At 68.9% G+C, this 15172-nt stretch carries 13 protein-coding genes; 8 read left to right on the forward strand and 5 right to left on the reverse strand.

Going from position 1 to position 15172, the window contains the following annotated elements; translation table 11 throughout:
• Nucleotides 1-380: 380 nt before the first annotated feature.
• The 3 genes from AC5WS7_RS26425 (at nt 381) to AC5WS7_RS26435 (ending at nt 3172) form a co-directional block, all read left to right on the forward strand.
• Nucleotides 381-1271, forward strand: coding sequence for a hypothetical protein (locus AC5WS7_RS26425; protein WP_495957281.1), 891 nt, complete (start codon nt 381-383; stop codon nt 1269-1271).
• Between the two features lie 139 nt (nt 1272-1410).
• Nucleotides 1411-1989 carry a sigma-70 family RNA polymerase sigma factor gene (locus tag AC5WS7_RS26430; RefSeq protein ID WP_495957282.1) on the forward strand — a complete coding sequence of 193 codons (579 nt, stop codon included), beginning with the start codon at nt 1411-1413 and terminating at the stop codon, nt 1987-1989.
• Complete coding sequence (locus tag AC5WS7_RS26435) at nt 1982-3172, forward strand: anti-sigma-D factor RsdA (RefSeq protein ID WP_495957283.1); 1191 nt, start codon at nt 1982-1984, stop codon at nt 3170-3172. The genes AC5WS7_RS26430 and AC5WS7_RS26435 overlap by 8 nt, the downstream gene beginning before the upstream one ends.
• Nucleotides 3173-3293: 121 nt before the next feature.
• Here AC5WS7_RS26435 and AC5WS7_RS26440 read toward each other — a convergent pair whose 3' ends face one another.
• On the reverse strand, nt 3294-3707 hold the full coding sequence (locus AC5WS7_RS26440) for a DUF5319 domain-containing protein (protein ID WP_019932909.1): 414 nt from the start codon (nt 3705-3707) through the stop codon (nt 3294-3296).
• A 293-nt stretch (nt 3708-4000) separates the two neighbouring features.
• Here AC5WS7_RS26440 and guaB point away from each other — a divergent pair, with 293 nt between their 5' ends.
• Both guaB and AC5WS7_RS26450 read left to right on the forward strand, forming a co-directional pair.
• Entirely contained in the window at nt 4001-5542 is a 1542-nt protein-coding gene (guaB, locus tag AC5WS7_RS26445; RefSeq protein WP_495957284.1) for an IMP dehydrogenase, read from the forward strand.
• 258 nt (nt 5543-5800) lie between these two features.
• Nucleotides 5801-6934 carry a GuaB3 family IMP dehydrogenase-related protein gene (locus tag AC5WS7_RS26450; RefSeq protein ID WP_495957285.1) on the forward strand — a complete coding sequence of 378 codons (1134 nt, stop codon included), beginning with the start codon at nt 5801-5803 and terminating at the stop codon, nt 6932-6934.
• On the opposite strand, the gene AC5WS7_RS26455 is transcribed toward AC5WS7_RS26450, so the two are convergent.
• A complete protein-coding gene (locus tag AC5WS7_RS26455) occupies nt 6931-7854 on the reverse strand; it encodes an alpha/beta fold hydrolase (protein WP_495957286.1) in 924 nt (307 codons plus the stop codon). The two genes, AC5WS7_RS26450 and AC5WS7_RS26455, sit on opposite strands and share 4 nt — an antisense overlap.
• Nucleotides 7855-8233: 379 nt before the next feature.
• Here AC5WS7_RS26455 and guaA point away from each other — a divergent pair, with 379 nt between their 5' ends.
• A complete protein-coding gene (guaA, locus tag AC5WS7_RS26460) occupies nt 8234-9808 on the forward strand; it encodes a glutamine-hydrolyzing GMP synthase (protein ID WP_495957287.1) in 1575 nt (524 codons plus the stop codon).
• 73 nt (nt 9809-9881) lie between these two features.
• Here the strand turns inward: guaA and AC5WS7_RS26465 are convergent, their stop codons facing one another.
• From AC5WS7_RS26465 to AC5WS7_RS26475, 3 genes are all read right to left on the reverse strand, one after another.
• Complete coding sequence (locus AC5WS7_RS26465) at nt 9882-10115, reverse strand: hypothetical protein (RefSeq protein ID WP_495957288.1); 234 nt, start codon at nt 10113-10115, stop codon at nt 9882-9884.
• Nucleotides 10108-11664, reverse strand: coding sequence for a PspC domain-containing protein (locus tag AC5WS7_RS26470; protein WP_495957289.1), 1557 nt, complete (start codon nt 11662-11664; stop codon nt 10108-10110). The genes AC5WS7_RS26465 and AC5WS7_RS26470 overlap by 8 nt, the downstream gene beginning before the upstream one ends.
• 85 nt (nt 11665-11749) lie before the next feature.
• Entirely contained in the window at nt 11750-12868 is a 1119-nt protein-coding gene (locus tag AC5WS7_RS26475) for a hypothetical protein (RefSeq protein ID WP_495957290.1), read from the reverse strand.
• Between the two features lie 184 nt (nt 12869-13052).
• On the opposite strand from AC5WS7_RS26475, the gene AC5WS7_RS26480 reads away from it, so the two are divergent.
• Both AC5WS7_RS26480 and AC5WS7_RS26485 read left to right on the forward strand, forming a co-directional pair.
• Nucleotides 13053-14363, forward strand: a complete 1311-nt coding sequence (locus tag AC5WS7_RS26480; protein WP_495957291.1) for an ATP-binding protein — start codon at nt 13053-13055, stop codon at nt 14361-14363.
• 163 nt (nt 14364-14526) lie between these two features.
• Nucleotides 14527-15171: a response regulator gene (locus AC5WS7_RS26485; RefSeq protein WP_495957463.1), complete on the forward strand. Its 645-nt coding sequence runs from the start codon at nt 14527-14529 to the stop codon at nt 15169-15171.
• The last annotated feature ends 1 nt before the right edge of the window (nt 15172 follow it).

Consider the following 15172-nt stretch of genomic DNA (forward strand, 5'->3'; position numbering starts at 1 on the left):
TTTCAGCTTAGTGTCGAGATACTGATCTGTTTGGCGTTCGCGCCCGCTTGGCGGCAATCATGTGAGCGCTCACAAAACTGCAGGTAAACGGTAGTTTCCTGATGGAAATGCTCGGTTCGAAGCGGCGCCGCGCGCACCGGGTTCTGTGACCGATGTCATGGTTTGGGCCGACATTCTCCTGGTTCGGGGCCCGTTCGGATGGCCGTTGCGGGGCGTGCAGGTTAATTACCCGAAAAGCGTGCGAACTTTTGACGTGCGTGCTAGGTGATTGCGTGAAGGAGTTTTACGAGATCGAAACACCTGCGCCGCTTTCTGCATGCCGGATGGTTGCCGGGAGTTCCGCCGATGCCTCGGAACAGGTGCGTCGATAGGGTGCTGCGATGCCCGAGTTCAGTTCTGCATCCCGGCCGCGGCACGCGGTATTCGCCGCGGCCGCCTTCGGCTCCGATCCGCGTGCGGCGACCGCGCAATTGCCCGGCGCGGCCGATGGCGTCGAGTCGTGGCTGCGCGCGGTCGCGCTGGGCGGACAGGGCCGGTACGCCGCCGCGCGTGCGGAACTGCGTCGCGCGTACCGGTTGACCGGTGATTCGGCACTGCGTTCGCTGGTCACCAGCACCGAGGCGTCACTGTTGCGGCAGTTGGGCCGGCACGCCGAGGCGGCGATCTCGGATGGCCGGGCCCTGGCCGGCGCGTGCGGTTCGGGAACCCCGCTCGCGCCCACTGCCCGCGTCATCGACACCGAAGTGATCTTTGTCACACGTATCGAAGCGGTGTGCGACGCGCTGACCGGCCTTGCCGCCGATGCGCTCGGAACCGCCCGCCCGGCCCTCGCGGCTCGGCTGCTGGAACGTTGCCGCGAGCCGCTCGGGCGATGCGAGGGCTGGCGCACCCGGCTGCGCTGGCACTGGGTTTGCGCCGAGACCGCCCTCGCGGCTCCGGGGTCCGGCCTGATCGACCGGACCGCGCGCGAGCACGCCGCGGCGGCCGTGGCGATCGCACAGGATTGCCCCTCGGTGCGGCACGCCGTCAAGTCCCGTCTACTTCTGGCCGCCGCGACTGCCGCGGACGGTGACCCCGGTCGCTCCGCCGAACTCGCGGCGGCTGTCTCCGAGGAGTGCCGCGAACACGGACTGCTCCCGCTGCGATGGGCGAGCGCGATGCTTCGCGGCGGAGTCGAAACCGGTTCCGCCGCAACACGCGCGGCCGCCGAAGCAGCCGAGTGTGCTCGTGAACTCGCGGTACGCGGCGGTCTATTGCGTTCGGAGACCTAGGTTCTCGGCGACCCGTAGATTCACCGTGTTGCCGAACCGGAGGTTTGGAACGGCTATTGTTGGTTCCGTTCCGCCGACCGGTGGAAGCACTGGTCAACCATGGACCGTGCCACTTGTAACGCCAGGAATATCTCTGACGATGACGCACACGGGCGAGGAGTTGGACACCGCCGTCGCTGCCGCAGCGCAGGGTGATCGTTCGGCTCTGGCCCAGGTATTGGAGATCGTTCGCCCGTTGGTAGTGCGCTACTGCCGGGCGCGAATCGGTTCGGCGGAGCGTGGGCAGCTCTCCGCGGACGACATAGCGCAGGAGGTGTGCTTGGCCGTGATGACCGCCCTGCCGCGGTATCAGGATCAGGGCCGGCCCTTCATGGCTTTCGTCTACGGAATCGCTTCGCACAAGGTCGCAGACGCCCATCGCAACGCCGCCCGTAACAAGTCGGACGCGATGGCCGAAGTACCAGATGTCATATCCACCGACCAGGGGCCGGAACAGCGAGCTCTCGAATCCGAAGCCGGACGGCAGATGAACACTCTGCTGGCCACGCTTCCGGACAAGCACCGGGAGATCTTGATCCTGCGCTTGGTGATGGGTCTGTCAGCGGAAGAAACCGCAACCGCCGTGGGCAGTACGGCGGGTGCGGTGCGGGTGGCTCAGCACCGGGCTCTCGCGAAACTCAAGTCACAAGTGGCGAGGGCAGGTGAAATGTATGGCTAGGGATGGCGAGCGCGGTCGGGGCGACTGGAAGGCGCGGCTTGGATCGCAGAACAGCGGTCCCTACGCCGAGGATTCCGGTGACACCGGACCGGTGGATATCGTCGCGGTTCGTCGCGACGATGCGCTGATCGATGCGATCGCCGGCGATGGAACCGTGTCGACCGACAGCGACGAGGAGTATCAACTCGCGACGCTGCTGGCGAACTGGCGGTCCGACATCGTCGACGAGCCGTTGCCGGCCGGACCGGATCTGGACGACATTGTCGCGGCTGTCAACCAGGAAATCGGTGCTCGGCAAACAAGGGTCAACGTCGCCAAGCGCGGTCACCTGCGGCTCGTGCGCCCGCTCATGGGCGCCGCGGCCGCGGTCGCGCTGATCGCCGGCGGTATGACCGCGTTCTCCTACAACGCCGAGCCCGGCGATCCGCTGTGGAAGGTCAAGGAGGTCGTGTTCAGTCAACAGGCCCAGACCACCATCGCGCAGAACGCCCAGGGCGATATGGCCAAGGCGCAGGAGCTGATCGCCGAGGGGCACCCCGATCAGGCCAAGCCGCTCCTGGCGAGCGCGCAGGCCAGTGCGGGGCAGCTCAGCGATTCGGGTCGCAAGCAGACCCTCACCGAGCGGTGGAACGAGGTCTGGACGCAGTTGCACGACAAGGCGCCCGAGATCGCCGCCTCGCTGCTGCCCAGCGGCGTGACCGTGCCGACGCTGCCGAGTGGAGCCGTGTTGCCCACGACGCTCCCGTCGTGGCCCAACGGCCAGAATCCGGGCGGCAGTGCCTCGACCACGCGTGATCCGCGCATCTTGCAGGCGCCGTCGGGCAAGCCCACCTCCCCGCAGACTCCCGTCGAGACGGCGCCCGGCGGAGTCACGCTGCCGACCACCCAGCCCGGCAACCCGCCCACCACACACGGGAATCCGCCGACCACGAACGAGAAGCCGCCGACCAGCCTGCCTGGCGGACACGAGCCCACCGGAACCGTTCAACCCACGATCGAGCCGACGAGCGTTCGGGTCGTGCCGACCATGGGGACGGGCCCGACGACGCATCCCGTTCCGACCGAGAATCCACTGCCGACCCAGCAGCATTCGCTGCCCACCGTGCAGCCGGAGCCGGTCCTGCCCTCGACGGTGCACATACCGTCGGGCGGTGGGCTGCTGCCGGGCGGGGGAATCAAATAGCCCGAGTACGGGCACAGAAGAACAACGCGGCGTTCTCACAACGACCGGACGGCCCACAGGGCGTCCGGTTCTTTTTTCGCTTCGTCCGGCCCGCGCATCCGCGCCGGCCGGACGAAGCGGATCAGGCGTCGAACCCGTCGAATCCGTCGCCGTGCAATGCCTCGTTCATCGAGGCGTCGGCGTACCCGCGGCAGTAGTCCCACGTCACGTAGGCCTCCGGTGTCGGATCGTAGGCCGGCTCGTGCGGGCGCACCGTACCGTCGACCAGGAGCTGGAGTAGGTTGGCGCGCAACATATCCCAATCGTGGTAGTGATCCTGCCGACAATCCTCGCAGCTCACCACGAGTCCGCGGATACCGCGGTGCGCGAGTAGCGCCTCGTAGACCGCGAGGTCGGCGAGATCCTCTTCGACCGCTAGCCGCTCGTGGGGGTCCAGCGGCTCCCCAGGCTCGATGGCATCCAGCGCGGCCGACGGGTCGGAGGGGTCTCCGGCGAATGGGTCCGGCGGCAGGCCAGGTGGTAGATGGTCACGCACATTCCCACGGTACGCAGAACCACCCCCTCCGCGCCAGCGCTGTGAATATTTTGACGGGCCTGTCGCGCATCCAGCAAACCCCGCACACCCCCGAACGCGCAACTCGGGAGCCGATGGGGGCCGGGCCGTCCGCCGGTGTCAGCGGAGCCGCCGCGCTCGCGCACATTCGCGGCCGATACCATGGACGCCAGGCGCCGGGAAAGACTTTTCGGCTCCGCAATCCGTCAGAGAAATTCGCGAGCCCGGGCGTGTTCCGGGCTCACAGCGTTCGAGGTCCAGGAGGGGTCGATCCGATGAGTAGTCCCGTGATGGGCGAACGCGCCGTCCGCCCTCGTACGGGTGGCGACGATCCGAACAAGATCGCCATGCTCGGCCTCACGTTCGACGATGTGTTGCTGCTGCCCGCCGCTTCGGATCTGATCCCCAGCTCGGTGCAGACGTCGAGCCGGTTGAGCCGGGACATCACGCTGCGCACGCCGCTGGTGAGTTCGGCGATGGATACCGTCACCGAGGCGCGCATGGCGATCGCCATGGCGCGTGCGGGCGGTATGGGCGTGCTGCACCGCAATCTCGCGGCGGCCGATCAGGCATCGCAGGTGGAGACGGTGAAGCGCTCCGAGGCCGGGATGGTCACCGACCCGGTCACCTGCCGCCCCAGCGACACCCTCGCCGAGGTCGACGCCATGTGCGCGCGGTTCCGCATCTCCGGTCTGCCGGTGGTGGACGAGACCGGCGAGCTGGTGGGCATCATCACCAACCGGGACATGCGCTTCGAGGTCGATCAGAACCGCCGCGTCGCCGACGTGATGACCAAGGCCCCGCTGATCACCGCGCAGGAGGGCGTCACCGCCGAGGCCGCGCTGGGTCTGCTGCGCCGGCACAAGGTGGAGAAGCTGCCGATCGTCGATGGCGAGGGCCGGTTGCGCGGGCTCATCACCGTCAAGGACTTCGTCAAGACCGACCAGTACCCGAACGCCACCAAGGACCGGGACGGCCGCCTGCTGGTCGGCGCGGCCGTCGGCGTCGGCGAGGACTCCTGGTCCCGCGCGATGACGCTCGCCGATGCCGGGGTCGACGTGCTGGTCGTGGATACCGCGCACGGCCATCAGGTGCAGGTGCTGGAGATGGTCACCAAGGTCAAGACCGAGGTCGGCGACCGCATCCAGGTCATCGGCGGCAACGTCGCCACCCGCGAGGGCGCCGCGGCGCTGATCGCCGCCGGTGTGGACGCGGTGAAGGTGGGGGTGGGCCCCGGCTCGATCTGCACCACCCGCGTGGTCGCCGGTGTCGGCGCGCCGCAGATCACCGCGATCCTGGAGGCCGTCGCGGTGTGCAAGCCCGCGGGGATTCCGGTGATCGCCGACGGCGGCATCCAGTTCTCCGGTGATATCGCCAAGGCCATCGCGGCCGGTGCGTCCACCGTGATGCTCGGCTCGTTGCTGGCCGGCACCGCCGAGTCGCCGGGTGAGCTGATCCTGGTCGGCGGCAAGCAGTTCAAGAGCTACCGCGGTATGGGGTCGCTGGGCGCCATGCAGGGCCGCGGGCAGGCCAAGTCCTACTCCAAGGACCGCTACTTCCAGGACGACGTACTCGCCGAGGACAAGTTGGTGCCCGAGGGCATCGAGGGGCGGGTGCCGTTCCGCGGTCCGGTCAATCAGGTGATCCACCAGTTGGTGGGGGGTCTGCGGGCGGCCATGGGCTACACCGGATCGCAGTCGATCCCGGACCTGCAGAACAAGCAGTTCGTGCAGATCACCGCGGCCGGACTCAAGGAGAGCCACCCGCACGACATCACGATGACCGTCGAGGCGCCCAACTACACCGGGCGCGGCTGACACCCCGGTAACCGGGGGGCGACTGGGCGCTGGTGAGGGTGGTTAGGCTCTTGCTGTGCGTCCGGCTCCCGCGCGACATCGGGCCCGTGCTCGTTGCGGGGGCGGTTGCGTGTGCGACGCGGCTCGTTGTTCCGGACCGCGACATCCGCGGTGACGGAGCACCGGCGGATCCGCGGAACGACCGGGCTCCCGGCCCCGCGAACCCGCGATGCCCGAGGCGGCGCAGCACATACTGCGCAGGAATTAAGGAGTACTCACATGCGCGACATGGTCGAGATCGGCATGGGCCGGACCGCCCGGCGGACGTACGAACTGGACGATGTCGACATCGTTCCCTCCCGGCGCACCCGCTCGTCCAAGCACGTGTCCCTGGCCTGGCAGCTCGATGCCTACCGGTTCGACATCCCGCTGGTGGCGCATCCGACCGACGCGCTGGTGTCGCCGGAGTTCGCGATCGAACTCGGCCGCCTCGGCGGGCTCGGCGTCATCAACGGCGAGGGGCTGTGGGCCCGGCACGCCGATGTGGCCTCCTGCATCGATCGTCTGCTGGAGGTGGCCGAGAAGGAGGGCACCGAGGCCGCGATCGCCCTGCTGCAATCGCTGCACGCCGCGCCGATGCAGCCGGATCTGCTGGCCTCGGCGGTCGCGCAGGTGCGCGCCGCGGGCGTGACGGTGGCGGTGCGGGTGAGCCCGCAGAACGCCCGCGCGCTGACCCCGGGCCTGGTGCAGGCGGGAATCGACCTGCTGGTCGTGCACGGCACGATCATCTCCGCCGAACACGTCGGCGACGGCGAGCCGCTGAACCTCAAGACCTTCATCGCCGACCTGGACGTCCCGGTGGTCGCGGGCGGGGTGAGCGACCACCGCACCGCACTGCACCTGATGCGTACCGGCGCGGCCGGTGTCATCGTCGGTTACGGCTCGACCGCGGGCGCGACCACCACCGGCGAGGTGCTGGGCATCGGAGTGCCGATGGCCACCGCGATCGCCGACGCCGCCGCGGCCCGCCGGGATTACCTGGACGAGACCGGCGGTCGGTATGTGCACGTCATCGCGGACGGTGACGTCGTGTCCTCCGGGCAGCTGGCCAAGGCCATCGCCTGCGGCGCCGACGCGGCCATGCTCGGCGTCCCGCTGGCGCTGGCGCAGGAGTCGCCCGCCCGCGGCTGGTACTGGCCCGCCGCGGCCGCACACCCGTCCGTCCCGCGCGGCGCCCTGCTGAAGTTCGCCGACGAGGACGACCGCCCGACCCTGCAGCAACTCCTCTACGGCCCGTCCAGCGATCCGTGGGGTTCGATGAATCTCGTTGGCGGCCTTCGTCGTTCGATGGCCAAGGCCGGTTACCGCGAACTCAAGGAATTCCAGAAGGTGGGCCTGAGCGTCCGCGCCTAGTGGGACTGGGTCAACACGGTCTCTCTGAGGAATTTGCGGATGGCGGAGTTCACCTGCGCCGGATGGGTCATGTTGACCGCCTGACGGGCTGCCTCGATCTCGACGAAACGTGAATTCGTCAGTCGCCGTGCCATTTCCATGGCGTTGGTACGGGCGATACCGGCCTGGGCGGGGTGGATGACCAGGACCGGGCAGGTGATCTCGGGCAGGCGGTCCAGGACCGAATCGCGGCCCAGAACGCAGCCCGCGGCCACCTCGGTGGCGTGCGGGTCGCGGGAGAGCCAGCGCTTGATCCAGACCGCGCGATACCAGGCGTCCTCGCCGATCAGCCACTGCGCCAGCTGCTCGGCCATCTGGCGGCGCAGGCGCGGTTCGTGCCAGCGCTCCAGGAAGCGCCGGGAATTCTCCAGCTCGTGTGCGGTCGGGGCGTGCGCCTCGGTGGCGATCAGGATCAGTGCCGCGACGCGTTCGGGGGCCAGCAGCGCCGTGCGGATGGCGCTGAACCCGCCCTGCGACGTGCCGCCGACGATCGCGCGATCCACCCGGAGTTGATCGAGGACGGTGAGCGCGTCGCGTGCGGAAGTCCAGTAACTGAACGGCAGGCCCTGGTCCCGAGTCTGCCCGTGGCCGCGGGCATCCCAGGTGACGATGCGGAATTCCGGGGACAGCGCGGCGACCTGCGAGGCGAACATCGTTCTGTCCATGAAGAATTCGTGCCCGAGTAGCACCACCGGGCTGTGCCCACCGCTGTCCTCGTAGTGGATTTCGGCGTCGATCGCACGGGCGAATGGCACGAGCACGAGGATAGCTGGAACCCACGGCCGATACGGGCGGTTGTCCAGCTTGTCCCACCGGTACACCGCGATGTCCCGCCGAATCCGGCGCTGCTCCACATTCGCCGGAGCACTGTTGCGCCGCATGAGGATTCGATCGCGTCCGCCCGGAAGCAACACTGCGAAGTCCGCCTCGAAGCCGATGACGTCGACCTGTTGGGTGCCCGGAACACCGCCTTGCCAGCATGCGCCGGTCCGGCACACCACACCCCCAGTCCCGCCGAAGCGAAGCGAGGCGAAACCCCGACGCGCCCAGCGGCGAAGCGTCTCTGTCGGGCTGGGAGTCGCCCGCGAAGCGATAGGTTCAGCAACGCCAACCGCAAAGGTTTTCGGCGCGGGCTCGTCGTTCAGCCCTCGAAGCGCATGGCCGAAGGCCGAGTCTCGAGGGCTGAACGACGAGCCTTACAGCGCCGAAAACAGCCGGAGCGAAGCGGAGGCCGAAAATACAGCCTCGTAGACTGTTGCGGTGGCAGAAACCCAGCGACCGGTGCTCGTTGTCGATTTCGGGGCGCAGTATGCGCAGTTGATCGCGCGGCGGGTTCGCGAATCCAGCGTTTACTCCGAGGTGATCCCGCATACCACGACCGTCGAGGAGATCGCCGAACGCGCGCCGCTCGCGGTGATCCTGTCGGGCGGGCCGTCGAGTGTGTACGCCGAGGGCGCGCCGCAGCTGGATGCCCGGCTGTTCGATCTGAAGATCCCGGTCTTCGGCATCTGCTACGGATTCCAGGCGATGGCCCAGGCCCTGGGCGGTTCGGTCGCGCAGACCGGCACCCGCGAGTACGGACGCACCGAACTCAGCGTCGACGGCGGTGTGCTGCACGGCGGTCTGCCCACCGTGCAGCCGGTCTGGATGAGTCACGGCGACGCGGTCACCGACGCTCCGGCGGGCTTCGAGGTCACCGGTACCAGCGCGGGCGCCCCGGTGGCGGCGTTCGAGGACACCGAGCGGCGGCTGGCCGGCGTCCAGTATCACCCCGAGGTTCTGCACTCCCCGCACGGTCAGCAGGTGCTGAGCCGGTTTCTGCACGAGATCGCCGGCATCCCGGCGGCGTGGACCCCGGCCAATATCGCCGAGGTATTGATCGAACAGGTGCGGGACCAGGTCGGCGATGGGCACGCGATCTGCGGCCTGTCCGGCGGCGTCGACTCCGCGGTGGCCGCCGCCTTGGTACAGCGTGCCATCGGCGACCGGCTGACCTGCGTTTTCGTCGACCACGGCCTGTTGCGGGCGGGGGAGCGCGAGCAGGTACAACGCGATTTCGTCGCCGCGACCGGAGCCAAGCTGGTGACCGTCGACGCGGTGGACAAATTCCTCGGCGAGTTGAAGGGCGTCACCGATCCGGAGGACAAGCGCAAGATCATCGGGCGCGAATTCATTCGCTCGTTCGAGGACGCCGTGGCGCAGGTCGTGAAAGAGGCCGGGGCGGAGGAGGATTCGACCCCGAAGGTGGAATTCCTGGTGCAGGGCACGCTGTATCCGGATGTGGTGGAGTCCGGCGGCGGCGCGGGCACCGCGAATATCAAGAGCCATCACAATGTCGGCGGTCTGCCGGAGGATCTGGAGTTCTCGCTCGTCGAGCCGCTGCGGTTGCTGTTCAAGGACGAGGTGCGCGCGGTCGGGCGCGAACTGGGGCTGCCCGAGGAAATCGTTGCGCGCCAACCGTTCCCGGGGCCGGGGCTGGCCATCCGCATCGTCGGCGAGGTCACCCGGGACAGGCTGGAGACGCTGCGGCACGCCGACGCCATCGCTCGCGAGGAGTTGACCGCGGCGGGGCTGGATCGGCAGATCTGGCAGTGCCCGGTGGTGCTGCTGGCCGACGTGCGCAGCGTGGGCGTCCAGGGCGACGGCCGCACCTACGGTCATCCGATCGTGCTGCGCCCGGTGTCCAGTGAGGACGCGATGACCGCCGACTGGACGCGGCTGCCGTTCGACGTGCTCGAGCGCATCTCCACCCGCATCACCAACGAGGTCGCCGAGGTCAACCGCGTCGTGCTCGACGTGACGAGCAAGCCGCCGGGGACCATCGAGTGGGAGTGAGCGCGGGACTCGCGTGCGGACAGGGCCCGGACCGTTCGACGGTCCGGGCTCTGCTGTGTCCGGGAGTTCAGCGTCATTCCGGATTTCGGCGTCGGCGTCGACGCGGTGAGATCACCATCACGATCCCGGCGACGATGGCTACGGCCACCACGATCCAGCCGACCGGGACGATGCTGTGCGTGGGCCACGCGGACGGTCCCAGGAACGCCCACACACTCACCAGCAGCGCCAGGAATCCCGCGAACAGGAGTGAGAACGACGGCCCGCGACGGGTTTCCGGATCCTCGGTCCTGGTATTCTCAGCCATGGGTCACCTCCGCATCTCCGGCCTGAACATCGATATCGAGGGTGAGCACCGGACCGGTGGCCGGTCCCACGAGTCCCTGCGGACAACTGACGTCGCCGGCCTTCGCCCGGCACCGCGCGTCCAGGCGCATCGACGCGGGTACCAGGACGTGGAAGTCGCCCGCGCGCGCATGCACCGCGACGGTGCGGTTCTCGGTGAGATTCAGCGACCGCAGATCCAGCGTTCCGTCGCCCGCGGTGATCTGGTACGTGGGATTCAGTTCGGCTGTCGTGGCCGGTGTCCAGGTGTGCTGACCCATCGTGGAGCGGTCGAAGGTCACCGGGCCCACGAGTGAGGCCAGGACGACGAATCCGGCCAGCGGTGCGAGCAGCACCATCAGGCCGTAGCCGCGTCGCAGGAACGCGCCGGTCAGCAAGCCGAGACCGATCACCGCCAGCGCGACCGCGCCGATCCGGCCGGGGGTCATCCAGCTCACGCCGGCCGCGGCCAGCGCACCCGCCGCGGCCGCGGCGAGTACGGCCAAGCCGATCACGATCGGGGTGAGCCGGGAGCGCGGACGCGGTGGCGGCGGAGTCGGCAGCACCGGGCGGCGCGGCGTGGGATCGGGCAGATCCCAGGCCAGCGGGGACACCCCCAGCGGATCCCAGCCCGAGGAGGCCGGGCCGATCCGGGACGGATCCGGAGCCGGCCGGAACGAGCCGGCACGCGGGGGCGTAACCGGTTGTGCGCCTTGACTGTTCGCTTCGGTGCTGGTCGGGGGGAGTTCCTCGTCCGTCGGTGCGCCGGGCGAATCCTGTTCCGCGGTGGTCGAATCCACCGGTGCCTCGGAGCGGAGTACGGCGGTGTCCGTCTCCGAGGCATCGGCCTCGGTGTGCGCCGCGGGCTCTCGCGGAATGACCTCGGTCGCGGTGTCGGATACCGGAAACTCCTGTGCGGCAGTGTCTTTCGGCTGGTCCGGCGTGTAGTGGTCGGGGAGTCTGGTGTAGGGGCCGTAGGTCGGCCCGGTCCAGGTGGGACCGCCCGGGAACACCCCGGGGTATCCGGTCGGAGCGGGTCCGGCGTCGGGCAGCAGCGGATCGGCGCTGCCCGCGGGCGGATTGGGTTGACGCAGGTACAGCAGCCACCAACCGGCGACCATCAAGGCGAAACTGATCAGCCCGGCCCCGCCGAGTCCGGCGCCCACCGGTCCCACGGTGCTGACCGCGATCACCAGCGCGACGATCAGCACGAGTGTCTTGGTCGGCGACTGCATGCTGTGTCCCCGGCCGATCAGGCTCTCCGCCGCGGATACGTCGTCCTGGGCGGCGGGCATCAGCAACCACGCCAGCAGGTACAGCACGATGCCCGATCCGCCGAAGATCGTGGACACCACGAAGGCGACCCGCACCAGCACCGGGTCCACCCCGTAGCGGTGCCCGAACCCGGCCGCCACGCCGGCGACGGGTCCCCGACGCGGCAGCCGCACCGGCCGCGTCCGCCACAGATGCTGGAGCTGTTCGTTGAATCCGGTCCGGCCGGTCCCACCGGCCCAGCCGTTCGCTCTGGTCATAGCTCCATGGTGGCCGTGCCGGTGCCCGGATCGCATCGGGGATGTCCCTGATTGGTCTCCTGAGAATCGGCCTCGCGGCGCGGGTTCAGTCCCCGCGCATCCATTGCGGCCCGCCCCCGTCGCGGTTCGCGCCCTTCTCGATCATCGCGAGATTGTGGTAGAAGTGCAGGCCCCGGATGTTGGTATCGGTATTCGATGGCCGTCGTCCGGTGATCTCCTCGTAGTTCAGCCCGTCGACCAGGGTTTTGAGATAATCCATACTCGTCGGGATACCGGCCTGGCCCGGTGGCCGGCCGCCGAAACCCGGCCAGTAGGACGTCTGCAGATCCTCGATCACGTAGATGCCGTTCTCGCGCAGCGCCGGAAACAGCATCGCGAAGCTGGCCTTCACGTGTTCGCTGCGATGGCTGCCGTCGTCGATGACGACGTCCAGCGGCCCGGTCGCGGCCAGGACGCGCCGAAGGTCCTCGGGAGAGGACTGATCCCCCTGCAGCACCGTCGTGCGCGGGCCGGACATGCTCGTCTTGTCGAAGATGTCCAGGCCGTAGACCGCGGCCCGCGGGAAGTAGTTCTTCCACATCCGGAGCGATTCGCCGCCCCGGGCGGAATCCTGGTAGCCGCCGACCCCGATCTCCAGAATGGTCAGCCGGCGATCTCGGATCGGTTCGAAATGCCTTTCGTACCACTGCGGATACTGATGGGTGCCCCACTTGTCCGAGCCGTGGCGCACGCAGAGTTCGGCCAGCCCCGGCCGATAGCCGTGATCGATCGAATCCAGCAGCCTGCGTATGGTTTCGAAGACATCCTGCGGTAGGCCGAACCATCCGGGTGCATCGCCCTGGGCCCAGCGCAGGATCCGGGTGGCGCTGGATGCGCCGCCGCGGGGACCGTAGACCGTTCGGACGACCTCGGGCAGCGACTGCTCGATCGTGACGGCCGCCCCCGGGCGCGGGTCGGTGAAGACGGCCTTCGCGTCCTCGACGCGGATGGCGACCTCGGCGTCGGCGTCTGCCGTGTGCAACCGGAACAAGATGTCGGCGGGCGGGCAGCCGCGCAGATCCACGCGATCGAGTATCTCGGCCAGCACGGTTCGGGCGACCGGGGCCACACCGATGTCCGTGATGCATTCGATGAGGACGCGGTCGCCCGATCCGGCGGCGTCGAGCAGCCGGTCGATACCGGAATTCGAAACGGGGTGAGTCACCCGGCAACCGTGGCATCGGTGTGGTGCCTCGTCAAACGGTGCGCACGCGGGATGGACGGCGCCCCGGCGTGTTTCGGCGTGGGTCCGCCGGCGTTCCGGGGTCCGTCCGCGGCGGGCGGTCTCCCGGAGGAAATGGGGTACTTCCCCGATGGTCGGTGTCGGTGGGGCGTGCCAGTATCGAGGCATGTATCCGTCCGCGCCCGCTTTCGATGCCCGTGGGGTCGAGGTCACCGCGCCGCGCATGCAGCGGCGGTCCGGTGGTCGTGTCGTGGGTGGGGTGGCGGGCGGGGTCGCCGATCATCTCGGGGTCGACGTGTTCAAGGTGCGCGTCAGCTTCGTGCTGCTGTCGGCGTTGATGGGCGCGGGCATCGTCGCCTACGGGATGCTGTGGATCTTCACCACCTCCGGTGCGGACGGCCCGCCGCCGACGGCTCGGGAGCGACGGCAGGCGGCCGGACTGGCATTGCTGGGTGTGACGCTCGCGGTGTCGATGTCCTGGTTGTTCAGTGGTTCCGCGGCTCGGGTGGTCGGGCCGATCGTCGTGGTCGCGGTGGGCGCGGCCCTGGTGTGGCGGGAATTCGACGCGGAGGGCCCCCGGTCGATGTTCGGGCTGCCCGCCCGGCCCACGGTACTGACCTGGACGCGCATCGTGGCGGGCGCGACGTTGATCGTGGTCGGGCTGGGCGTGGTGGTCCTGGGCCGGATCAATCTGAGTTCGCTGGGTTCCGCGCTGATCGCGGTCGCGGTCACGCTGATCGGGGTCGGCCTGCTGACCGTGCCGCTGTGGCTGCGGATGATGCGGGCGTTGAACGCCGAGCGTTCGGCCCGCATCCGCAACGAGGAGCGCGAGGAGATCGCCTCCCACCTGCACGATTCGGTGTTGCAGACGCTGGCGCTGATCCAGCGGCAGGCCGAGGATTCCCAGGAGGTGCTGCGGCTGGCGCGCAGCCAGGAGCGCGAACTGCGCAAATGGCTGTTCGAGGATGCCGCGCCCGCCCAGTCCAGCCTGGCTGCCGCGTTGCGCACCATCGCCGGCGAGGTGGAGGATCAGCACGGAGTGAAGGTCGCCCCGGTGACCGTCGGCGATGTGTCGATGGATCCGGGCGATACCGGATTCGGCCTGCCCCGAGAGCATTTCACCGCTCTGCTCGGGGCGACGCGCGAGGCGCTGGTCAACGCCGCCAAACACGCCGGGGTGCCCACCATCGATCTGTTCGCCGAGGTCGAACCGCATCAGGTGAGTGTGTTCGTGCGGGACCGGGGGGACGGTTTCGATCCGGCCGACGTCCCCGCGGATCGGCAGGGCCTGGCCAAATCCATCCATGCCCGGATCGAGCGTCGCGGCGGCACGGTGGTGATCGACTCGGCGCCGGGACGCGGCACCGAGGTGCGGATCACCTTGCCGCGCAGCGATTCCGAGGGGGTGCAGGAGGAGTCCGGCGATGTGGCGTCCGAGTCCTCCTCGGTTCCCGAGTTCGATTCCGGAAGGCGTTGAGGCGCAATCTGTTCGGGGGTTCTGCGGGGCGGCGGATCGGTGTTCGCGGGTCGGGCGGGCACGATGAGTACGGGCGGGGCGGGATGCGATGTGGTACCGATGACGATGTGCCGTGCCCGGCATGCGTGTGAGTTCCGCTCTCAGGTGAGGAGATGCAGTGTCCATCCGGGTGTTTCTGGTCGACGACCATGCCGTGTTCCGCTCGGGTGTGCGTGCCGAACTGGGCCGCGAATCCGATATGGAGGTCGTCGGTGAGGCGGGTGCGGTGGCCGAGGCCGTCGCCGGAATCGCCGCGGCCCGGCCGGATGTGGTGCTGCTGGACGTGCACATGCCCGATGGCGGGGGAGTCGCGGTACTGCAGGGCCTGGACCGCGACCGGCAGGGCCCGGTCTGCCTGGCGCTGAGCGTATCCGACGCCGCCGAGGACGTGATCGCGGTGATTCGCGCGGGTGCGCGCGGCTACGTCACCAAGACCATCTCCGGCCCGGAACTCGCCGACGGGATTCGGCGTGTGGCCGGCGGTGACGCGGTGTTCAGCCCGAGGCTGGCCGGATTCGTGCTGGACTCGTTCACCGGGCGCTCCCCGGCTCCGGAACCGCCGCTGGATCCGGAACTGGATTCGCTGACCCCGCGCGAACTCGAGGTGTTGCGCCTGCTCGCCCGCGGCTACACCTACCGTGAGATCGCCGAATCCTTGTTCATCTCGGTGAAAACCGTGGAAACCCACGCCTCCAACGTGCTGCGCAAAACCCAGCAGTCCAACCGGAACGCGTTGACCCGCTGGGCTCACCGCCGCCGCATCGACTGAC

The organism is Nocardia sp. PLKS1-43 (assembly GCF_059510335.1).

Coding starts and splice junctions, on each gene's coding strand:
- AC5WS7_RS26425 (WP_495957281.1), top strand. CDS start 381: ATGCCCGAGTTCAGTTCTGCATCCCGGCCGCGGCACGCGGTATTCGCC.
- AC5WS7_RS26430 (WP_495957282.1), top strand. CDS start 1,411: ATGACGCACACGGGCGAGGAGTTGGACACCGCCGTCGCTGCCGCAGCG.
- AC5WS7_RS26435 (WP_495957283.1), top strand. CDS start 1,982: ATGGCTAGGGATGGCGAGCGCGGTCGGGGCGACTGGAAGGCGCGGCTT.
- guaB (WP_495957284.1), top strand. CDS start 4,001: ATGAGTAGTCCCGTGATGGGCGAACGCGCCGTCCGCCCTCGTACGGGT.
- AC5WS7_RS26450 (WP_495957285.1), top strand. CDS start 5,801: ATGCGCGACATGGTCGAGATCGGCATGGGCCGGACCGCCCGGCGGACG.
- AC5WS7_RS26455 (WP_495957286.1), bottom strand. CDS start 7,854: ATGCGGCGCAACAGTGCTCCGGCGAATGTGGAGCAGCGCCGGATTCGG.
- AC5WS7_RS26465 (WP_495957288.1), bottom strand. CDS start 10,115: ATGGCTGAGAATACCAGGACCGAGGATCCGGAAACCCGTCGCGGGCCG.
- AC5WS7_RS26470 (WP_495957289.1), bottom strand. CDS start 11,664: ATGACCAGAGCGAACGGCTGGGCCGGTGGGACCGGCCGGACCGGATTC.
- AC5WS7_RS26480 (WP_495957291.1), top strand. CDS start 13,053: ATGTATCCGTCCGCGCCCGCTTTCGATGCCCGTGGGGTCGAGGTCACC.